Raw genomic sequence first — 18,862 nt, 5'->3', positions numbered from 1 at the left:
CTTGAGTGGTGAACACGAATGCTAGCTCGGCCCGCGTCTTCATTGCGCGTCTTATTGGACTCGACGTCTTCGACCCGCGAGGCGATCGCCTGGGGCGATTGCGCGACGTCGTCGTGCATTCACGTGGTCACCAGGCACCGCACGCGGTTGGCATCGTTGTTGAAGTCACCGGCAAAAGACGAGTATTTGTGCCCATGACCCGGTTGACCTCAATGGACCAAACGCAAATCATCTCTACGGGTTTGGTAAATCTGCGACGCTTTGAACAGCGTGGCGCCGAACAGTTAGTTGTTGGCGAGCTTTTTGACCGCAAACTGACTTTGACCGATGGTTCTGGTTCCGCAATCGTCGAAGATATTGCCCTTGATCAGCAGCGCAATGGCGACTGGTTGATCAGTAAACTCTTTGTGCGCCGAGGCAACTCAGCTTCCCGGCTCCGCCGCCTCAGCCGTGGTCACACGCTCTTGATTGACTGGAATGAAGCGATCCACGACTCAGATGACCCGCAGGGCGCGACGCAGCTCGTCGCGAGCTACGAGGACCTTAAACCTGCTGACTTCGCGGACGCACTGCAAGCAATGAGCGATAAGCGTCGGATCGAAGTCGCTTCAGAGCTTCAAGATGAACGCCTAGCCGATGTGCTGCAAGAAATGCCTGAAGAAGATCAGGTGCAGCTACTCTCTGCGCTGGACAATGAGCGCGCCGCTGATGTGCTCGAAGAGATGGACCCGGACGACGCCGCTGATCTACTCGCGGATTTGCCCAGCGCCAAAGCCGAAGAGCTTTTGCTTTTGATGGAGCCCGACGAAGCGGACGACGTTCGCCGTCTGTTGCAATATGACGAAGACACTGCCGGTGGCCTGATGACGCCGGTGCCAGTCATCTTGCCGCCGGAAGCTACCGTGGCAGAAGCCTTAGCCCATGTGCGCAGCGAAGAGCTCTCCCCCGCATTGGCATCGGCAATTTTCGTTTGCCGTCCGCCGCTAGAAACCCCTACTGGCAGATTCTTAGGCGTTGTACACGTGCAACAGTTGTTACGCAGTGCGCCGCCAGAACAACTCGGCATTTTGGTTGATAAGAATCTCGAACCGGTTTCAGATCTAGCCTCCATCAGCGAAGTCTCACACGTTATGGCCTCGTATAACTTGGTTTCCTTGCCGGTCGTCAACGACGCCGGTCGCCTGGTCGGGGCGGTGACGGTCGATGACCTCCTGGATCAGCTGCTACCAGATGACTGGCGTGCACATGAAGATGGCGAACCATTGAAGAAAATAGGAGGCAGAGTTGGCTGAAAAATACAGCGATAAGCGGCAGAACAGCGGGTTAGACACCCCGCTAGAACTTCGCTCGCGGCTCTTCCCTCGATTTTCTCCCGACCCAGATTCCTTCGGTCGGTTGACCGAGGGTTTCGCGCGATTCATGGGTACTCCGCAGTTCCTGCTTTACATGACGCTCTTCTGTGCGGCTTGGCTAGGCTGGAACACTCTAGCTCCGGAAGAATTGCAGTTCGATCCGCGGGCACTGAACTTCACACTGCTCACGCTCATCCTGTCGTTGCAGGCCTCCTACGCTGCGCCGCTGTTGTTGTTGGCCCAAAACCGTCAAGATGACCGGGACCGGGTAGCCATTGAGCAAGATCGGCAAACCGCAGCACGCAATTTGGCTGACACTGAGTACCTCACGCGAGAGCTCGCCTCATTGCGTATCGCATTGCGTGAAGTTGCTACCCGTGACTTTGTGAGATCTGAGCTGAAGTCACTTTTGGAAGACTTACTGAGCGCCAACGAATCTGAAGAAAGCGAACGCCCGCGGGAGAAATCTAGAGATTCAAAAGGCTCCCCTAAAACACAAGCGCTGCCCAAGGTCAAGAAAAAGACGGTAACCGAAAAGCCGCTGGATTCTTCAGAGCCGCCGGCAGCTCCGGCTTCGTAATGCGTCCCAGCAACGAGGACCTTCGCGTCGCGCTGACATCGGTGATCGACCCTGAACTGCGCCGTCCTATTACTGAGTTAGGCATGCTCGAAAGTGTCTCGGCCGACGACGACGGCCGAGTCACGGTACGGGTATTGCTAACCATCGCTGGTTGCCCGCTTCGAGACACCATCACGGCTGATTCCCGCGCAGCATTGGTTTCTGTACCGGGTGTCACCTCCGTTGAGGTTGAACTTGGCGTCATGAGTACGGAGCAACGCGCAGAGCTGAAATCGCTCTTGCGTCCAGAGAAAGATCGTACCGAAATACCGTTCAATCGCCCTGACTCACTCACCCGGATTTATGCCGTGGCTAGTGGCAAGGGCGGAGTTGGCAAATCTAGTGTGACCGTGAACTTAGCCTGCGCCATGGCGGCTCAGGGCCTGAAAGTCGGCATCATTGATGCGGATATCTACGGATTCTCAGTGCCAGGTCTGATGGGCCTGGGCCATGCCGGCAGCGTCAAGCAGCCTACCCGGGTTGACGAAATGATTCTGCCCCCGGTATCCCACGGCGTAAAAGTCATCTCGATCGGCATGTTCGTGGCCGGGAACCAACCGGTTGCTTGGCGCGGACCGATGTTGCACCGAGCACTAGAGCAATTCCTGACCGACGTCTACTTCGGTGATTTAGATGCGTTGTTCCTGGACCTACCCCCCGGTACGGGAGACATCGCCATCTCAGCCGCCCAGCTACTCCCGCATGCTGAGATTCTGGTGGTCACGACGCCGCAATCGGCAGCAGCCGAGGTTGCCGAACGAGCGGGAGCGATTGCGCTGCAAACACAGCAAAAAGTCATCGGCGTTGTGGAAAATATGTCCTGGATGGAGTTGCCAGACGGCGGCCGAATCGAGCTTTTCGGTCAGGGTGGCGGCGAGCAGCTTGCAAACAGGCTTACGCAAACAATTGGCAGTAAAATTCCGTTGCTGGGCCAAGTACCACTCGACATTGCCCTTCGAGAAGGCGGCGATTCTGGTCTGCCGATTGTTCTGAGTGACCCAGCATCAGCCGCGGGCTCGGCATTGATTGCGATTGCCGAGCAGCTGGCCGGACGACCGCGCGGATTGGCCGGCCGAAATTTGGGCGTCTCGCCGACTTAATCTGCCGGGCCTAATCTGTCTGTCTTGCCAATGTTGCCAATGTTGGCTTAGGTGGCTTCAGCGTCCCACGGCGCGCGTTGCCCCGTTGGCAGGCGCTCAACTTCGCGAACTGGTGCTGGCGGGGCCGATTCGATTGCCGCAGCCACCGGAGCACCTTCGGAAACCGGTTTGACGTCGTCATCAAGCAGCGCTTCGCGAATAATTCTGCGCGGATCATATTGCCGCGGGTCCAGCTTTTGCCAATCAATCGTGCTGAGATCGACGCCAGCCTCTTCTTTGATCTGATCGCGAGCCCCACTAGCCATTCGGCGAGCTTCTCGGACAAAATTACGGAACTTTTGCGTATATTCTGGCAGCCGCTTTGGACCGATGACCAGCACCGCAATGATGCCGATGATCAGGAATTCGAAGCCGTTGATGTTAAACATTTCTGAGCAAACATTACCCGCTTAGCGCGGGCCCCCACGACTCGGCTCGAAAAGATTAACGCGCATCATCACTCCATCGCTAGGATTCGTGCCAAGCCGCGCATGAGTCGACTCGAGAGGTCGTTGCTTGGCCCGGTGACTGCCAAGGTTGAATTCGACGTCGGCCCCGAGGTGAGCGCTGCTGTGGCTGGTTTGAGCGAGCTCGGCGGCATGTTACTCACCATTAAATAGCTGGTGTCTCCCGAGGCAAGCACCGCTTGCCAGGTAGGCCCTGGCTGAAGCCAGACTTTGCCACCGCCAAGGGGTTGAAAGCCATCTTGCGACGCTGGATGACCAGTCAAAGGATTCATCGGCGCTGTGCTACCGGAGCTGGTCGAATGCCGCTCGTATACGGTGACCGAATTTCCGCCGTCGCTAAGCTTCAGCTTGAGCGTGGGTGAGCCGTCCAGCACCGCGCCTTGGGCTTGATCAAGCTTGAAGCCCAACGCGTGCAAATCTGGGCAGGTCCAGCCAGATTGCCGCAGTTTGGCAATATCCTCATTACCGACTAACGCTAAACCGCCTGCCGGAGTTGCTGGCCATTGCGCAATGATCTCCTGGCTTGGGTCTGGTGCGCCAACTAAATAGATTGCACCACCAAATAGACCGGTGATTGCTACTAAGCAGGCGCCAAAGAACGCCGGCTTCTTCCACGGGCTGTGCCGGTACGGCAAGCGCAACTCTTCCGAGCAGGTGGTACTGATGTTTTGTGTTCGCTGCAGGATCTTTCTGGTCAGATCCTCGGAAATCGGCGAGTCAGAATTGAACGGTGAAGGGATCGGTGCCACCATCTTGATTTAGTGTGCGCTGACGATGCGCGGCAACTTCAGCTTCGGTAGCTTCTTGACCGCAGGTTGCTGCGTAGACAACGGCCGAGGGTCGCGGTGCGCCAAAGAGGCCCGGAGCATGATTCTGCCACGATGAATTCGCGAGCGGACAGTGCCAAGTTTCACATCGAGCGCCGCAGCAACCTCGTCGTAGGAAAGACCTTCAAGATCGCAGAGCACAACGGCAGCCCGGAAATCCGGTGGCAGCGCATCCAGAGCCTTCTGAATGTCTACGTCTAAGTTGTTAAATTCAAAACTACGCTCAGGACCAGGATCCCGGCCAGGCAACCGGGTCTCAGCATCTTCGGCGAGCGCGTCAAACCTGATTCGAGATTTGCGTCTGGCTTGGTCGAGAAACAGATTTGTTGTGATCCGGTGCAACCAGCCATCGAGAGTGCCGGGCGTGAAATTCGCTAGTGATCTGAATACGCGAACAAAAACCTCTTGAGTGAGATCTTCAGCGTCAAATTTATTTCCGGTAAGGCGATAAGCGAGCCGGAAAACTTTGGCTGAATGGTTGCGCACCACTTCTTCCCAGCTGGGCGCGACCCATTCTTCACCGGCAGCGTCAATGAAGGCGCTCCGCTCTAACGGAGCCGCGTCAACGGCCGGCACGGCTGCGGCTTTTGACGCAGAGTTCATTGCCGAATTTTCTATTGCCACGTTTAGTGCCAAAGGGCCCACCCCCGAGAATTCTGGAAGACTTATCATAACAGATTCGACTGGAAGTTTCCTGTGCCAAAGAGCTATTCCGCGCAGAGCTGAAGCAGAAGACATTCAAAGTGCCAATTCGCAGTAGGCTTGGCATCATGAGCACGGACAAAACCACAAGTTGGTCGTATACCGAAGGCCTCCCGGTGGAGGACGAAAGATTGCTGCGCGCCAGAGAGCGTTCACATGAGCTGGGATCCCCCACGGTCACGCCCGCAACCGGAGCGCTTCTGAGCGTTTTGGCCGCCTCTTCGAAGGCTCAGACCGCCGTCGAGATCGGCGCCGGTGCCGGCGTCTCAGGCGTCTACCTCTTGCGAGGCTTGCCTACGGCAGCTGTTTTGACCAGCATCGATGGCGATGTTGAAACCCTCAAAGCCGCCCGCGAAGCCTTCAGCGAAGCAGGATTTCCGGCGAACCGGACCCGGACCATTAGCGGTCGCGCCGCCGATGTGCTGCCTCGATTGACTGACGCGGCCTACGATCTGGTCTTCGTGAATGCTGATAAAGCCTCATACCCGATTTATGTTGACCAAGCAGTACGGCTACTCAAGGCTGGCGGCTTGCTGATTGTGAACGATGCACTCGACAAAGATCGGGTTGCCGAGCCCGCGGTCCGCGAGGCCAGCACAGTGGTGCTCCGAGAAGTAGGAAAAAACATTCGTGATGACGAACGGTTAGTTTCGACATTGTTACCCACTGGGGACGGCGTATTACTCGCAGTTAAGCGCTAGACCAGCTTGCTGCCCGCCCTCGCTGCAGTGCCTGCTTAGGTATCAGACTGCCCTGAAAGTTGGCAGTCCGCCCATAGCGGCAATCGCAGAAGAAGGCGGGCTGCGAGCTAGCTTTGTCCGGTCACACCAAGAAGGCAATCCTTAAGACGAGTTGCTTCGTCGAGATTAAGTTCGACCACTAGCCGTCCGCCGCCTTCAAGCGGAACACGCATAATCAGGCTGCGCCCTTCCTTCGTGACCTCCATTGGACCGTCACCGGTTCTGGGCTTCATAGCCGCCATCAGGTAAACCCCTTCACAGTTGCTCGAGCGAATGATCGCTTGGTCCATTATCTCGTAGATCACACTCTGGAGCCAATTGGTACTCACGCTTGACAAACCATCAAGGTGGGTAGTCGCCACCACCGGGCAATTGCGCCCACGCCCATAGCCAGACCACCCAGACGATTTGTAAGAGCAGAAAACTCACCAGTACCGCGCCACGGAACGCCTTGGATTTCGAGATAAATGCCGTTGCCAAAGCAAGCGGGAAAAGGGGCAGCAACAATCGAAAAGTACTAGTCTGCGGGTGCAAAACTGCCAAAAGATAAAAGATGTAGCAAGCGCACCAAAGCCGCAAATCAATTCCGATTTTGCGCACCGAGGCAGAGTTCAAATAGACAAAGCACGCTGCAATAAGCAGCAGTGGGGCCAACAATCCCAGCAGCGGACCGAGTAGCTGAACTCCAGAGTCGAACCAAGGCTTGAACAAGATCAAAGGCCCGCCGCGCCAGACAGTTTCGGTGTCGGTATAGGCATTCTGATCGCCGGTAACCCACCAGGCGATCATTGGCCACGCGAAAGCCGCAAGTCCACTAGCAACGAGCAGAACTGGCGCGCTGATTCTTTCTCTAACAGGGATCCGATGCCAGGCCTGTCGAATTGCAGCCCAGCTAATCTGCCCCACTGGCACTAATCGGAAGAGCAGATGCAAAAAGACGAATCCGGCAAAGGCCACGCCGATTGGTCGGGACAAGTCAGCCAAAACCATGACTGGAACCGCAAAGACGTAGCGATGTTTGATCACCAGGTACAGTGCCGCGGAAAGCAAAAACAGATTGAGAGACTCCGAATACGGCACCTGCAGAATCGGTGAAATCGGGAAGACGAGCAAGAATGCTATGGCCCAAGTCGCCGTCACTGTGCTGGCAAAAAGCCGGAACAGCTTGTAGACCATTAACGTCGCAGCCAAACCAGCTATGGTCGCCACCAACGGTGCCAACACAAGCCAGTCAAGACCCGTTACTAGCCACAGCCCTCGAACCAGCAGGGGAAACACCGGATAAAAGGCCCAAGCGTTCTCTTGCGGTGAGCCGTTGGCAGCTCGCGGAATAACTTGTGAATATAGATCTTGGAAAATCCGATGATACCACTCGCTGTCCCAAATACCGATGAACTGTAGGTAACCAGGGCTGGCTTGAATCCAAGGATTCGGGCCCTGATGCAGCGCTGCCGCAGAGAAGATGACAAACGTGACAAGCCGGGTGAGCAAATAAAGCACCGTGATCCGTAACCACCAAGGTGATCTGGCTACCGGACGAACGAGCTGGAGCACACTCTCCCAGATCATCTGGTTCACGCCGGGCCGGGTAGCCCTAGAGCTCATGGGCAACCCAGCAGCCAGGCTGATGGTCGTTGACTAATCCGACCGCTTGCATCATCGCGTAGGCGGTAGTCGGGCCCACAAACCGGAATCCGTGCTTTTTGAGCGTCTTCGCCAACGCTGCTGACTCCAACGTTGAAGCCGGAATTGGTTCACCCTTAGCTCGCGGGCCCGGACGATGCTCTTCCAGCAAAGACTGCAGCGTGGTGTCCGCCGGCAGCACCAGCATTGCCTGAGCATTGTTGATGACTGCTTTGATTTTGGCACCGTTACGGACAATGCCGGCGTCTGCCATGAGCCTTTGCACATCGGTCTCATTGAACTTTGCGATTTTTTCCGGATCAAAGCCGGCAAATGCTGCCCGAAAGGCTTCACGTTTGCGCAAGATGGTCAGCCAGCTGAGCCCAGACTGAAATGCTTCCAGGCTCAGTCGTTCAAAGAGGTTGATTTCGCCGCTGACTGGGCGGCCCCACTCTTGGTCGTGGTACCGCTCGTAAAGTTCATCGCCAAGCATGCCAAACCAATTGCAACGCGCTTTACCGTCATTGCCAACGATCAATTCACTCATCCTGCAGATCCTTTGCCCTCAAGGTCTTCGGCTGCCTTGTGTCGAGGTCGTTGAAAAATTGCCTCATCAATGAATGACGGCTCAGGTACCGTCTGAGCAACCGGATTCAGCTGGTTTTCCAGCACGTTAATCCGTTGGTCCTTCTGGTCTAGTTCAGCCCCCAGCTGGTCTAAGACTTGGTCCACCTGATCCATCCGGTAACCGCGCAGGCCAAGCGAGAAGCGCACCTTTTCGACGTCGGACGCCGTCGCAGCGTCCGGCAGGAGCACTGGCGGCAGGTTGGATACGGGCGCCGCCAGACCGTCGTCGAGCAAGTCATTGACCAGCTCCGAGCGGCCACTCGAGGCGCGCGTCTCACGGCGGCGGAGCCCCACTAAGAAAAGTGCGACTGCGCCGGCCAGGATCACGGCAAGAAAAATGAGGAAATAACTCACTGGTCTATTGTTTCAGATGACTCTTCGTCACCGCGGATCGCGGCGATTACGGTAGCAACCGCTTCTTCGGCACTATCAACAACTGAAATGATGTTGAGGTCTTTGGGCGAGACCAAACCGTCGGCCACGAGCGTCTCGCGAATCCACTCCACCATCGGGCCCCAGAACTTCGTGCCAATCAGCACGATGGGGAACGAGGTCACTTTGTGAGTTTGCACCAGAACCATGGCTTCGAACAGTTCATCCAAGGTGCCCAGCCCGCCCGGAAGCACGATGAATCCTTGCGCGTACTTGACGAACATCGTCTTTCGCGCGAAAAAGTATCGGAAGTTGGCCCCTAGATCAACCCATTGGTTCATCCCTTGCTCGAAGGGCAGCTCAAGGCCAAGGCCAATCGACAATCCCTTGCCTTCAACAGCGCCCCTATTCGCCGCTTCCATTGAGCCCGGGCCACCACCGGTAATCACCGCGAATCCAGACTGCGCAAGTTTGCGACCTACTTCGACTCCGGTCTCATAAAAATCGGTACCCGGTTTAGTGCGTGCGGAACCAAAGACACTCACGGCGGGCCCGACGTCGGCCAAGGCGCCAAAGCCTTCAACGAATTCAGCTTGGATTCGAAGTACAAGCCAAGGATCAGTGCTGGTGAATTCCGACGGCGATCGGGTATCCAACAAATGCTGATCCGCAGTGGATCCTTGGGCAAGACTCCGGCGAAGTTCCACCGGTCCACGATGCCTGGACGGAACTTCAGTCTTTTTCTCAGTCGGCGAACTCATAGTGCCAGGCTATGCCATGAGCCGGTCCCCAAAGGGTTACCCGCCCGGAGTGGCGCCAGTCACACCTTGGTTACGATCTTGAGTAATCTGCGACATATGGTGAATAACAAGAAAACTTTCGGTAAGTTCTAAGCATGAGTAGTAAAAATGCTGAATCGCTGGTGGAAGTCAAGGCGGTGAACAAGCATTACGGAGCACTTCACGTGCTGCAAAACATCAATTTGAACGTCGCTAAGGGCGAGGTCGTCGTAGTCATCGGACCGTCCGGTTCGGGTAAGTCAACCTTGTGCCGGACGATCAACCGGTTGGAAACCATTGACGACGGCGAAATTCGGGTCGATGGAAAGCTATTGCCGCAAGAAGGTAAAGAGTTGGCACATTTGCGTGCAGAGGTCGGCATGGTCTTCCAGGCCTTCAACCTCTTTGCGCACAAAACAATTCTGGAAAACGTCACGTTAGGCCCGATCAAAGTCAAAGGTCTTTCAAAGACTGAGGCTGAAAAGGACGCGATGGCTTTGCTCGAAAGGGTGGGGGTCGCCCAGCAGGCAGCGAAGTTACCGGCGCAGCTCTCCGGCGGTCAGCAGCAACGCGTTGCGATCGCTCGAGCTCTAGCGATGAAACCCAAGGTGATGCTTTTTGACGAGCCCACCTCGGCCTTGGACCCGGAAATGATCAATGAGGTCTTGGACGTCATGGTCGGTTTGGCAAAGGACGGCATGACCATGGTCGTGGTGACTCACGAGATGGGCTTCGCGCGCAACGCAGCAGACCGCGTGGTTTTCATGGCCGACGGTCAGATTATTGAAGATGCCACGCCAGAAGAGTTCTTCACGCACCCTAAGAGTGACCGGGCTAAGGACTTCCTGTCCAAGATTCTGACGCACTGACCCTTGACTGATATCAAGCAACTCACTCGCACCATCGAAAGGTAGAACATGCGATTCACTAAAAAGCCAGCATCTTCGGCGCCATTGGAGTCGCCGCAGCGCTGACCATGAGCGCTTGTGGTGGCGGTAGCACCCCCGGCAGTTCCGAGGGTGGTTCCGAGGCCGCATACAAGGTCGCGGACAACGTCTCCCTCTCCGGCAGCCCGACCTTTGACAAGATTAAGTCAAACGGCAAAATCACCATTGGGGTAAAGGAAGATCAGCCTGGTCTGGGCTTCAAAGATCCCGCAACCGGTGAATACTCCGGTTTCGACATTGAAATTGCCCGTTGGATGGCCGCTTCGCTGGGCTTGAGCGCGGATAAGATCCAGTTCCAAGCCATTGCCTCATCGAACCGAGAGCAGGCGCTCGCAAACGGTCAGGTTGACTTGTACGTGGGCACCTACTCGATTACAGACAAGCGCAAAGCCCTTGTTGACTTCGCTGGCCCGTACTTCGTTACCGGTCAGGGCCTACTGGTGAAGAAGGACAACACTTCGATCAACTCCGAAAAAGACTTGGCTGGCAAAACGGTCTGCTCGGCGACCGGATCGACACCGATCCAGAACATCAAGGCGAAGTTCCCGGATACTAAAACTACCGAATTCGATCTGTACTCAAAGTGCGTAGAACAAGTTAAGAACGGTTCAGCTGATGCGTTGACCACCGATCAGGCGATCCTGCTCGGCTACGCCGCCCAGGATCCGGACAATTTGAAGGTTGTTGGGCCGCCGTTTACTACGGAGAAGTACGGCATTGGCGTCAAAAAGGGTGATACCGCGCTGCGGACCTTCCTCAATGACACTCTGACCAAGGGCAAAGACGTCTGGACCAAAATCTACGACAGTACCTTGGGCAAATCGGGCACCAAGGTTGACCAGCCCGCCGTCGAAAACTACTAAGACTATCGGTGGTGCTCCGCGCAATGCGGAGTGCCACCGTCGTCTTGATCGACAGCGAATCACTCAGTGAACACACTGACAGACAATCTTGAACTCTTCGGTGAAGGCTTCAAGAACACCATCATCCTGTTCTTCTTCTCCGCAATTTTCGCCCTGATTCTGGGCGTCATTGTCGGGGCATTGCGCGTTTCACCAGTCACACCGATGCGCGCTCTGGGTACGTTTTACGTCAATGTCATCCGGAATACCCCGCTGACTCTGGTGTTCCTGTTTTTCTTCTTTGGCTACCCGAAGCTCGGCTTTCCAAATCCCGGTTTCGTGCCATTGGCGATCATCGCATTGTCGCTCTACACCGCGACCTATGTCTCTGAGGCCATTCGAGCCGGTATTAACACTGTGCCAGTAGGCCAGGCCGAGGCGTCTAGAGCAATTGGCTTGCCGTTTGGCCAGACCATGTCGCTAGTTATTCTGCCGCAAGCCTTCCGTGCGGTGGTGCCGCCAATGATGAGCGTATTTATCGCGCTTTTGAAGAACACCACGGTGGCAGCCGGCTTCTCGGTGCTGGAGGCTGGTGCGATCCGGTCGAACCTCTCCGAACGTGGCTATCCCGCGATGCAGAGCTTGCTTTGGGTGGCGTTGGGCTTCATTATTTTGGTCGCGGTACTGAGCCTCGTGCAGCGCAAGTTAGAAAATGAAGTGGAAAGTAGGCGGTGCCCGATGACTACGGTCTTGTTCGATGCCCCAGGCATCAAAGCCATTCGCCGCAACCGAGTATTGGGCATCATCACTGTTGTGATTGTTGCCGCAGTTCTGGCATTTATCATCTATAAATTCGCCGAAAGCGGCCAATTTAGCGCGAAAAAATGGAGTCTTTTCACTTTTCCACTAGTTCAGCAAAACATTCTGCAGGGTCTCGGCTCTACGCTCAGCGCCTTCGGCGTCGCTGCAGTTGGCTCACTGATCTTAGGTATGGTTCTTGCTGTCGGCAGGTTGTCTGACCGACGATGGATCTCGGTCCCGGTCGGTTGGTTTACCGAGCTATTCCGCGCAGTGCCGCTGCTGATCTTGATGGCGCTAATGTTCTACGGTCTGCCGTCAATTGGATTCCAAGGAATGACGCCGTTTATCGCGGTGGTTGTGGGCCTAATCCTGTACAACGGATCGGTACTTGCTGAAGTCATTCGAGCTGGCATTCTCGCGGTCCCGAAAGGACAAAGTGAAGCAGCTTATGCCATTGGACTGCGCAAGACCCGTGTGATGACGATGATCTTGCTGCCGCAAGCGGTGCGTACTATGTTGCCGGTGATCATTGCGCAATTGGTGGTAGCGCTCAAAGACACCGCGCTTGGCTTCATCATTACGTACCAAGAGTTGCTCTATAAGATCAACTACTACGGTGGTCAGACCTCATATGAAACCCCGATCATCCCGGCCGCAATAATCGGCGGCACGCTCTATGTGGGCTGTTGTTTGATCCTTGCTGGCCTCGCGAAGTTCGCAGAAAGCCGACTGCGTCGCAGCCCTAAAGCGTCAAATAAGAACCCTCCAGCTGTACCAGGAGCTGGCAACCTCGATATGGGCAACGCTGGTATCGGAGTTTCGTAAGCTAATCCTTTTAGCTCAACCAACGCGTCAACGCGGCCAGGCAATCACGGATTGCCTGGCCGCTGACATGTTCATCATCGCTATGCGCAAGTAACGGATCCCCCGGGCCAAAGTTCACGGCCGGGATGCCCAGTTGTCCAAGCCGGGCGACGTCGGTCCAACCAAACTTGGGTTTCGGGGTGCCACCTACCGCCGCGACAAAAGCCGCAGCCGCTGGCTGGTCCAAGCCCGGTCGCGCACCCGGAGCAGCGTCAGTACGGGTTATATCTAATCCGGCAAGCAACTCAAGCACCACGGCCTCAGCCTGTTCTATGGTCTTATTCGGCGCGAAGCGGTAATTGATCTCCACAACCGCTTCATCTGGGATGACGTTTCCAGCAATGCCGCCGCGAATTTTTACCGCGTTCAAGCTCTCCCGATAATCAAGACCCTCCACCGATACCGTTAACGGCGCGTAATCGCGCAGCCGGTTCAAAATCTCAGCAGCATCGTGAATTGCGTTATGCCCCATCCAAGCCCTGGCTGCGTGTGCTGCTTTGCCGTGCATCCGGGCTTCAAACCGCATCGTGCCGTTGCAGCCACCCTCCACTACGCCATCGGTAGGCTCCAACAGAATGCCGAAATCTGCGTTCAATAGCTCACGATGATTTTTAGCCAGCCGGCCCAGGCCGCTCAGATCCGCTTCAACCTCTTCATGGTCATAAAACACAAAGGTAAGATCCCGGTTTGGTTCGGTGAGCGCCGCAGCGAGCGCCAATTGCACGGCCACGCCGCCCTTCATATCGGTGGCACCCCGACCGTATAGCACCCCATCCGACCAGCTGGAAGGTACCGTCCCGCGTGCTCCCGGCGTCGTCGGCAATGGCACGGTATCTAAGTGCCCAGCCAAAATAACCCGCTCCGCCCGGCCAAGCTCGGTTCGCGCAATGATCGAATCACCGTCGCGCAACACTGTTAGATGCGGAAGCGCATGCAAGGCCTCCTCAACGAAATCAGCAATCTGTTTTTCGTTAGCTGAAACACTCTCAACATCGAGGAGGGCGGCAGCCAGCTCGGCAACGTCAGCGTGCAGGTCAAATCGCATCTTTTTAGCCTAATACTTTCGTTGGTATTCACAGCAACGCTTTTGGCATGCTTGCAGCGACTAAGCGAAGATGGAGTTATGAGCACAACAGCATCCGGGGCAGAGACCACTATTGACCGCGCGGCACACGGCTTCGGCCTGGCCACAATCGCCGCTGATGGCACCGTCTTGGAGGTCTGGTACCCCGCGCCAGCTCTCGGGTTAGCCACCGAGTCTCTAGGCAGTGCGCCGGAAGCTGATCCAGAACTGAGCGCGCTCGCTGAATCCGGCACCGACGCCGACCGTACTGTAAGCCAGCAAGTGATCTTTACCCAGATTAACCTCGACGCTGCTCCGGCAGATACTGCCGATGCTTATTTGCGTCTGCACCTTCTTTCACACCGATTGGTTGCCCCGAACAGCATTTCACTGGACGGCATCTTCGCAGTATTGCCAAACGTCGTGTGGACGAACTTTGGCCCCTGCTCCCCGGAGAACTTTGAACTCACAAGAGGCCGGCTCCGCAGCCGTGGCAATGTACAGGTCTTCGCGGTAGATAAGTTCCCTCGCATGGTTGATTATGTGCTCCCGGCGGGCGTGCGCATTGCCGACGCTGATCGGGTTCGTTTGGGTGCGCATTTGGCCGAGGGCACCACCGTCATGCACGAAGGATTCGTCAACTTCAACGCCGGCACTTTGGGTAACTCCATGGTTGAGGGCCGTATCTCGGCCGGAGTTGTAGTGGGTGAAGGCTCCGACGTCGGCGGCGGCGCATCCATCATGGGCACGCTTTCCGGCGGTGGCAAAGAGCGCATCACTATTGGTGACCGGGTGTTGCTCGGCGCCAATTCCGGCGTCGGAATCTCGGTGGGTGATGATTCGGTGATCGAAGCCGGGCTCTACGTTACCGCGGGCACCAGGGTGCGAGTGCCTGGCCCGAAGGACGCTGACGGTGAAGACACGTTCCAGATCGTCAAAGCCGCCGAGCTCTCCGGGCAGCCAAACTTGCTCTTCCGACGCAACTCGACTTCGGGCGGCGTTGAAGTTTTGCCCCGCCAAGGCCAAACAGTTGAGCTCAACGCGGCCCTGCATAGCAATTAGCCGCAATGAATATTAAGTTGAGTAGCCAATGAGTCGCAAGTCTAGAACTCGGGCTGCCTTAATCTGGCTACTGGCCATGGCTTTTACGATCGTGCTGATCGTTGCTGGTGGGCTGTGGGCGGTCAATTTCTTCGAACAGCCGCCAGCCAAGCTGTTAGTCGGTTGCTCAGCCGCAATTGAAAGCGGCAAGTTTATGCTGGCACCAGATCAAGCTGAAAACGCTGCCCTCATAGCCGCCGTTGCCACCCGACGTTCGCTGCCGCCACGTGCCGTGACCATCGCGATCGCCGTCGCAATGCAGGAATCCAAATTGCGGAACATATCGCATGGCGACCGGGACTCGGTGGGCATGTTTCAGCAGCGTCCCTCACAAGGCTGGGGCACGGTGGAACAGATTATGGACCCGGTTTATTCAATCAATGCTTTTTATGATGGCTTAGTCAAAATTGCCAACTATCAAAACCTGACTATTACCGAAGCTGGCGACGCCGTGCAACGCTCAGCCTTTCCTGAGGCCTACGGTCAGCATGAGTCAATGGCGCGAGCCTTCGCCTCCGCGCTTACTGGCTATTCCACTGCCGCGCTCATCTGCACCTTAGAAGCCCCCGATGCAGCAGTTCCGGGCCAGGCTATCTTGACCAAGCTGCAGTCGAGTTTCGGTTCCACACCGGCACGTATTGATGGCTCCGCGGTCAGAATCAGTGCAAGCGAGCCCGCTGGTTGGGCTTTTGCGCAATGGGCGGTGGCAAACGCGCTAGACCTTGGCATAGTCCAGGTGAGCTATGCCGGGGAAAGTTGGCAACGCTCAAATAACGACGCCGGCGCAAATCGCGGCTGGCAGCCTTCCGATCAGTCGAACAACCAGGAAGTCATAATCACTCTGAAATCGCCCTAACGGTAATCTTGAGACGATTCAGACCAGAATCTCGACTACTGGCTGCACGTAGCTTCGAAACGCTTCTGGGTCCCCCAGCAACTCTTGACTCATCACCATTCGATTCGGTTCCAAAAACCAGGCTCTGGGTTCTGCCAACGGAAGTTCTACAATTTTCAGGTTGAAATCCCGCGCATTCCGGCCCAGTTCAAGCTCTCGCTCTTGGACCAGTCGTGCCAAAATCTTGGGGTTCCCCAAAGTCTCGCGCTGGCTTGCGAGCAATTGATACTCGCTTAGTCGTTCGCGCGACCAATTCAATGCGGCGCCGAAATGGGCTTGCAGAAGACGTTGTAAGGCAGCGTTTCCATCAAAACCAGGAAAATCTGGCGGAGTCAGTTCTGGTGGCAGTCCAGGGAAAGTACCTAAAAGCTGCGACCACCATTGCTCCCATTCGAAGCGCAGCATCTCCATACCGCCAACGGCCTGGGTTAGTTGCCGGCTATCGGTCGCCTTGATCGCGGGGCTAGCAGCGCAGAGCGATGGAGTCCCGGCCGTCACCAAGCCTGAAACGTCTCGAAGATAGAGGGCGATCAGCAAAGGGCCGGAACTGTCCATGGTGATTCGCCATCCGGGGCCGCCGGTATGGTGCATGCCTCAAGATTAGCTCAGTTCCAGCCACAGTCTCGGTTTAATTTTCGCCATACCGGCAATTTCGCTTCGGCTGGCTAGCTTATTTGCCCGGTAGGCTGACGTTATGAAAGTGCTTGTAACAGGCGGAAGCGGTTATATCGGTTCCCACACGACATTGACCCTCCTCGAGGCCGGCCATGAGGTGCTGGTACTAGATAACCTAGTGAATTCTTCCGAAGAATCGCTACGACGTGTTGAAGAACTTACCGGAAAAGCTGCGGCTTTCCGTCAGATCGATTTGCTCGACGAAGTGGCGTTGACTGAGCTTTTCAGCCAGGAAAATATCGACTCGGTCATCCACTTCGCCGGGCTGAAAGCTGTTGGCGAATCCGTTCGCGAGCCATTGCGTTATTACCACAACAACGTCACTGGCACGATCAATCTGCTCCGAGCGATGGACGCGCATGGCGTCCGGAATATTGTGTTTTCTTCGTCAGCTACGGTTTACGGTGGCCTGAGTCCGTTCCCGTATATCGAAAAAATGGAAATCGGCTCTGACAACCCCTACGGCCGCACGAAAGAACACATTGAAGACATCTTGTCTGATATTTGCGCCGCAGATGACCGTTGGAAAATTGCTTTGCTGCGCTATTTCAACCCGGTAGGCGCACATCCTTCGGGCCGGATTGGCGAAGATCCGCTGGGCATTCCTAATAACTTAGTACCTTTTATCGCTCAGGTTGCCGTGGGCCGCAGAGATAAGCTGATGATTTTCGGTGGCGATTACGATACCCCGGACGGCACGGCACAGCGTGATTACATCCATGTGATGGACCTTGCCCAAGGTCACGTCGCCGCTTTGGACTTCATCACCGCAATGCCGGGTGTTTTTCGTTGGAACTTGGGCTCCGGCGTCGGCAGTTCGGTTCTTGAAGTCTTGCACTCGTTTGAGAAGGCAGTGGGTCACTCGCTGCCCTACGAAATTGCTGCTCGACGTGCAGGAGACCTGCCAGCGTTCTGGGCCGATCCTTCTTCGGCGCTAGCTGATTTAGGCTGGTCGACCAGAAAGTCGCTCGACGAAATGTGTGAAGACCACTGGCGTTGGCAAAAGAACAACCCCAACGGCTACACCGCTTAACCCCAAACGCTGCACCAGTTTTCGGCTTTAAAACCCTGGTTTAAGGCCGAAAAGTGGTGCAGCGTTTGTTGAAAGTTAGCGTGAGGGGTAAGCGCGCTCAGGCTCTCCCGTGTACAACTGGCGAGGGCGGCCAATCTTGGTGGCCGGATCCTTCATCATTTCGCGCCATTGCGCGATCCAACCGGGCAGACGGCCCAAGGCAAAGAGCACCGTGAACATTTTCTCCGGGAAACCCATCGCTTTGTAGATCACGCCGGTGTAGAAGTCTACGTTCGGGTACAACTTGCGATCGACGAAGTACTGATCAGTCAGCGCCTTCTCTTCAAGTTTCATCGCGATGTCTAGCAACTCGTCGTTACCGCCTAAACGCGAGAGCACGTCATCAGCTACTGATTTGACGATCTTGGCCCGCGGGTCGTAGTTTTTGTAGACCCGGTGCCCGAAGCCCATGAGCTTCACGCCGTCTTCTTTGTTCTTGACTCGCTCAATGAACTTCTCTACCGGATCGCCCGAGGCCTGGATCTGTCGAAGCATGTTCAGCACAGCTTCGTTCGCGCCACCGTGCAAAGGACCAAAAAGTGCATTGATACCCGCGGAAATCGAAGCGAACATGTTTGCATTCGAGCTACCGACCAAACGCACCGTCGACGTCGAACAGTTCTGCTCGTGATCGGCGTGCAGGATGAGCAACAAGTCGAGCGCCTTAGCCATTACCGGGTCCAGCTCGTATGGCTCGGCGGGCAGGCCGAAGCACATCCGCAGGAAGTTCTCCACCAGATTCATCGAGTTATCCGGGTAAAGCATCGGCTGGCCAATGGACTTTTTATGCGCATATGCCGCGATAACGGGCAGCTTTGCCATCAGTCGAATTGTGGACAGCTCCACCTGATCGTCGTCAAACGGATCAAGCGAATCCTGGTAAAACGTTGAAAGTGCCGAGACCGCGGACGACAGCACCGGCATGGGGTGTGCATCCCGAGGGAATCCGCCGAAGAACCCTTTCAGGTCCTCGTGCAGCAACGTGTGCCGACGAATCTTCTGATCAAACTCCGACAGCTCGTTTCCGGTCGGCAAGTTTCCGTAGATCAGCAAGTGCGAAACTTCAAGGAAGTTTGAGTGTTGCGCCAGCTCTTCAATCGGGTAACCCCGGTAACGCAAGATGCCGGCGTCACCATCGATGTAGGTGATTGCGGAGGTCGTGGCCGCAGTGTTCATGAAACCGGGGTCATAGGTGACCGCTCCGGTGTCTTTGAGAAGTTTGGATACGTCGTACCCGTCATTGCCTTCGGCAGCTTTGATTCGAGGCAACTCGAGCTCGCCGCCCGCATAGCGCAACGATGCCGATGTGGAATCAGTCATGGGGTCCCCTTCGATTTTCGCGGCTAATGGGATGT

At 55.9% G+C, this 18,862-nt stretch carries 21 protein-coding genes; 10 read left to right on the top strand and 11 right to left on the bottom strand.

Annotated features, from left to right (window positions below):
• Window positions 1-5 precede the first annotated feature (5 nt).
• From RSAL33209_RS05175 to RSAL33209_RS05165, 3 genes are read left to right on the top strand one after another with little or no spacing between them, the layout of a single operon-like run.
• Window positions 6-1,292, top strand: a complete 1,287-nt coding sequence (locus RSAL33209_RS05175; protein ID WP_012244620.1) for a magnesium transporter MgtE N-terminal domain-containing protein — start codon at window positions 6-8, stop codon at window positions 1,290-1,292.
• Complete coding sequence (locus tag RSAL33209_RS05170) at window positions 1,285-1,932, top strand: DUF1003 domain-containing protein (protein WP_012244619.1); 648 nt, start codon at window positions 1,285-1,287, stop codon at window positions 1,930-1,932. Before RSAL33209_RS05175 ends, RSAL33209_RS05170 begins: the two co-directional genes overlap by 8 nt.
• Window positions 1,932-3,071 (top strand): Mrp/NBP35 family ATP-binding protein, encoded by a 1,140-nt coding sequence (locus RSAL33209_RS05165; RefSeq protein WP_012244618.1) that lies wholly within the window; start codon window positions 1,932-1,934, stop codon window positions 3,069-3,071. The genes RSAL33209_RS05170 and RSAL33209_RS05165 overlap by 1 nt, the downstream gene beginning before the upstream one ends.
• A gap of 47 nt (window positions 3,072-3,118) precedes the next feature.
• Here the strand turns inward: RSAL33209_RS05165 and RSAL33209_RS05160 are convergent, their stop codons facing one another.
• The 3 genes from RSAL33209_RS05160 to sigE form a co-directional block, all read right to left on the bottom strand.
• On the bottom strand, window positions 3,119-3,499 hold the full coding sequence (locus RSAL33209_RS05160) for a twin-arginine translocase TatA/TatE family subunit (protein ID WP_012244617.1): 381 nt from the start codon (window positions 3,497-3,499) through the stop codon (window positions 3,119-3,121).
• A 68-nt stretch (window positions 3,500-3,567) separates the two neighbouring features.
• Window positions 3,568-4,329, bottom strand: coding sequence for a hypothetical protein (locus RSAL33209_RS05155; RefSeq protein WP_012244616.1), 762 nt, complete (start codon window positions 4,327-4,329; stop codon window positions 3,568-3,570).
• Between the two features lie 6 nt (window positions 4,330-4,335).
• Window positions 4,336-5,007, bottom strand: coding sequence for an RNA polymerase sigma factor SigE (gene sigE / locus RSAL33209_RS05150; RefSeq protein WP_080503768.1), 672 nt, complete (start codon window positions 5,005-5,007; stop codon window positions 4,336-4,338).
• 167 nt (window positions 5,008-5,174) lie between these two features.
• On the opposite strand from sigE, the gene RSAL33209_RS05145 reads away from it, so the two are divergent.
• Window positions 5,175-5,807: an O-methyltransferase gene (locus tag RSAL33209_RS05145; protein WP_041684485.1), complete on the top strand. Its 633-nt coding sequence runs from the start codon at window positions 5,175-5,177 to the stop codon at window positions 5,805-5,807.
• A 107-nt stretch (window positions 5,808-5,914) separates the two neighbouring features.
• Here the strand turns inward: RSAL33209_RS05145 and RSAL33209_RS16935 are convergent, their stop codons facing one another.
• From RSAL33209_RS16935 to RSAL33209_RS05120, 5 genes are all read right to left on the bottom strand, one after another.
• Window positions 5,915-6,088 carry a DUF3117 domain-containing protein gene (locus RSAL33209_RS16935; RefSeq protein WP_080503864.1) on the bottom strand — a complete coding sequence of 58 codons (174 nt, stop codon included), beginning with the start codon at window positions 6,086-6,088 and terminating at the stop codon, window positions 5,915-5,917.
• A 100-nt stretch (window positions 6,089-6,188) separates the two neighbouring features.
• Complete coding sequence (locus RSAL33209_RS05135) at window positions 6,189-7,400, bottom strand: hypothetical protein (RefSeq protein ID WP_244862352.1); 1,212 nt, start codon at window positions 7,398-7,400, stop codon at window positions 6,189-6,191.
• 40 nt (window positions 7,401-7,440) lie between these two features.
• On the bottom strand, window positions 7,441-8,016 hold the full coding sequence (locus RSAL33209_RS05130) for a DNA-3-methyladenine glycosylase I (RefSeq protein ID WP_012244611.1): 576 nt from the start codon (window positions 8,014-8,016) through the stop codon (window positions 7,441-7,443).
• Window positions 8,013-8,450, bottom strand: coding sequence for a DivIVA domain-containing protein (locus RSAL33209_RS05125; protein ID WP_012244610.1), 438 nt, complete (start codon window positions 8,448-8,450; stop codon window positions 8,013-8,015). The genes RSAL33209_RS05130 and RSAL33209_RS05125 overlap by 4 nt, the downstream gene beginning before the upstream one ends.
• Window positions 8,447-9,229, bottom strand: a complete 783-nt coding sequence (locus tag RSAL33209_RS05120; RefSeq protein WP_012244609.1) for an LOG family protein — start codon at window positions 9,227-9,229, stop codon at window positions 8,447-8,449. Before RSAL33209_RS05120 ends, RSAL33209_RS05125 begins: the two co-directional genes overlap by 4 nt.
• 134 nt (window positions 9,230-9,363) lie before the next feature.
• Here RSAL33209_RS05120 and RSAL33209_RS05115 point away from each other — a divergent pair, with 134 nt between their 5' ends.
• The 3 genes from RSAL33209_RS05115 to RSAL33209_RS19570 all read left to right on the top strand — a co-directional run bounded on the left by RSAL33209_RS05115 (window position 9,364) and on the right by RSAL33209_RS19570 (window position 12,662).
• Window positions 9,364-10,116 (top strand): amino acid ABC transporter ATP-binding protein, encoded by a 753-nt coding sequence (locus RSAL33209_RS05115; protein ID WP_012244608.1) that lies wholly within the window; start codon window positions 9,364-9,366, stop codon window positions 10,114-10,116.
• Window positions 10,117-10,223: 107 nt separating this feature from the next.
• Window positions 10,224-11,057 (top strand): glutamate ABC transporter substrate-binding protein, encoded by an 834-nt coding sequence (locus RSAL33209_RS05110; protein ID WP_012244607.1) that lies wholly within the window; start codon window positions 10,224-10,226, stop codon window positions 11,055-11,057.
• A gap of 66 nt (window positions 11,058-11,123) precedes the next feature.
• Window positions 11,124-12,662 (top strand): amino acid ABC transporter permease, encoded by a 1,539-nt coding sequence (locus RSAL33209_RS19570; protein ID WP_012244606.1) that lies wholly within the window; start codon window positions 11,124-11,126, stop codon window positions 12,660-12,662.
• A 10-nt stretch (window positions 12,663-12,672) separates the two neighbouring features.
• Here the strand turns inward: RSAL33209_RS19570 and dapE are convergent, their stop codons facing one another.
• Window positions 12,673-13,746, bottom strand: a complete 1,074-nt coding sequence (gene dapE, locus RSAL33209_RS05100) for a succinyl-diaminopimelate desuccinylase (protein WP_012244604.1) — start codon at window positions 13,744-13,746, stop codon at window positions 12,673-12,675.
• A 78-nt stretch (window positions 13,747-13,824) separates the two neighbouring features.
• On the opposite strand from dapE, the gene dapD reads away from it, so the two are divergent.
• On the top strand, window positions 13,825-14,826 hold the full coding sequence (gene dapD, locus RSAL33209_RS05095) for a 2,3,4,5-tetrahydropyridine-2,6-dicarboxylate N-succinyltransferase (RefSeq protein WP_041684479.1): 1,002 nt from the start codon (window positions 13,825-13,827) through the stop codon (window positions 14,824-14,826).
• 28 nt (window positions 14,827-14,854) lie between these two features.
• On the top strand, window positions 14,855-15,721 hold the full coding sequence (locus RSAL33209_RS05090; protein WP_012244603.1) for a hypothetical protein: 867 nt from the start codon (window positions 14,855-14,857) through the stop codon (window positions 15,719-15,721).
• 18 nt (window positions 15,722-15,739) lie between these two features.
• Here RSAL33209_RS05090 and RSAL33209_RS05085 read toward each other — a convergent pair whose 3' ends face one another.
• Window positions 15,740-16,351, bottom strand: a complete 612-nt coding sequence (locus RSAL33209_RS05085) for a hypothetical protein (RefSeq protein ID WP_012244602.1) — start codon at window positions 16,349-16,351, stop codon at window positions 15,740-15,742.
• Between the two features lie 103 nt (window positions 16,352-16,454).
• Between RSAL33209_RS05085 and galE the strand changes: the two genes are divergently transcribed.
• Window positions 16,455-17,468, top strand: coding sequence for a UDP-glucose 4-epimerase GalE (galE, locus tag RSAL33209_RS05080; protein WP_012244601.1), 1,014 nt, complete (start codon window positions 16,455-16,457; stop codon window positions 17,466-17,468).
• A 75-nt stretch (window positions 17,469-17,543) separates the two neighbouring features.
• On the opposite strand, the gene RSAL33209_RS05075 is transcribed toward galE, so the two are convergent.
• Window positions 17,544-18,827 (bottom strand): citrate synthase, encoded by a 1,284-nt coding sequence (locus tag RSAL33209_RS05075; RefSeq protein ID WP_012244600.1) that lies wholly within the window; start codon window positions 18,825-18,827, stop codon window positions 17,544-17,546.
• Window positions 18,828-18,862 lie beyond the last annotated feature (35 nt).

It is taken from the genome of Renibacterium salmoninarum ATCC 33209, assembly GCF_000018885.1.
GTDB classification, from domain to species: domain Bacteria; phylum Actinomycetota; class Actinomycetes; order Actinomycetales; family Micrococcaceae; genus Renibacterium; species Renibacterium salmoninarum.
This window is presented reverse-complemented; position numbering and strand designations above follow the sequence as displayed.

Excerpts from the sequence above, each read along its gene's own strand:
- galE (WP_012244601.1), top strand. The coding sequence starts at position 16,455 with ATGAAAGTGCTTGTAACAGGCGGAAGCGGTTATATCGGTTCCCACACG.
- dapE (WP_012244604.1), bottom strand. The coding sequence starts at position 13,746 with ATGCGATTTGACCTGCACGCTGACGTTGCCGAGCTGGCTGCCGCCCTC.
- RSAL33209_RS16935 (WP_080503864.1), bottom strand. The coding sequence starts at position 6,088 with ATGGCGGCTATGAAGCCCAGAACCGGTGACGGTCCAATGGAGGTCACG.
- RSAL33209_RS05085 (WP_012244602.1), bottom strand. The coding sequence starts at position 16,351 with ATGCACCATACCGGCGGCCCCGGATGGCGAATCACCATGGACAGTTCC.
- RSAL33209_RS05130 (WP_012244611.1), bottom strand. The coding sequence starts at position 8,016 with ATGAGTGAATTGATCGTTGGCAATGACGGTAAAGCGCGTTGCAATTGG.
- sigE (WP_080503768.1), bottom strand. The coding sequence starts at position 5,007 with ATGAACTCTGCGTCAAAAGCCGCAGCCGTGCCGGCCGTTGACGCGGCT.
- RSAL33209_RS05165 (WP_012244618.1), top strand. The coding sequence starts at position 1,932 with ATGCGTCCCAGCAACGAGGACCTTCGCGTCGCGCTGACATCGGTGATC.
- RSAL33209_RS05145 (WP_041684485.1), top strand. The coding sequence starts at position 5,175 with ATGAGCACGGACAAAACCACAAGTTGGTCGTATACCGAAGGCCTCCCG.
- RSAL33209_RS05120 (WP_012244609.1), bottom strand. The coding sequence starts at position 9,229 with ATGAGTTCGCCGACTGAGAAAAAGACTGAAGTTCCGTCCAGGCATCGT.
- RSAL33209_RS05090 (WP_012244603.1), top strand. The coding sequence starts at position 14,855 with ATGAGTCGCAAGTCTAGAACTCGGGCTGCCTTAATCTGGCTACTGGCC.
- dapD (WP_041684479.1), top strand. The coding sequence starts at position 13,825 with ATGAGCACAACAGCATCCGGGGCAGAGACCACTATTGACCGCGCGGCA.
- RSAL33209_RS05115 (WP_012244608.1), top strand. The coding sequence starts at position 9,364 with ATGAGTAGTAAAAATGCTGAATCGCTGGTGGAAGTCAAGGCGGTGAAC.
- RSAL33209_RS05075 (WP_012244600.1), bottom strand. The coding sequence starts at position 18,827 with ATGACTGATTCCACATCGGCATCGTTGCGCTATGCGGGCGGCGAGCTC.
- RSAL33209_RS05155 (WP_012244616.1), bottom strand. The coding sequence starts at position 4,329 with ATGGTGGCACCGATCCCTTCACCGTTCAATTCTGACTCGCCGATTTCC.
- RSAL33209_RS05110 (WP_012244607.1), top strand. The coding sequence starts at position 10,224 with ATGAGCGCTTGTGGTGGCGGTAGCACCCCCGGCAGTTCCGAGGGTGGT.
- RSAL33209_RS05160 (WP_012244617.1), bottom strand. The coding sequence starts at position 3,499 with ATGTTTAACATCAACGGCTTCGAATTCCTGATCATCGGCATCATTGCG.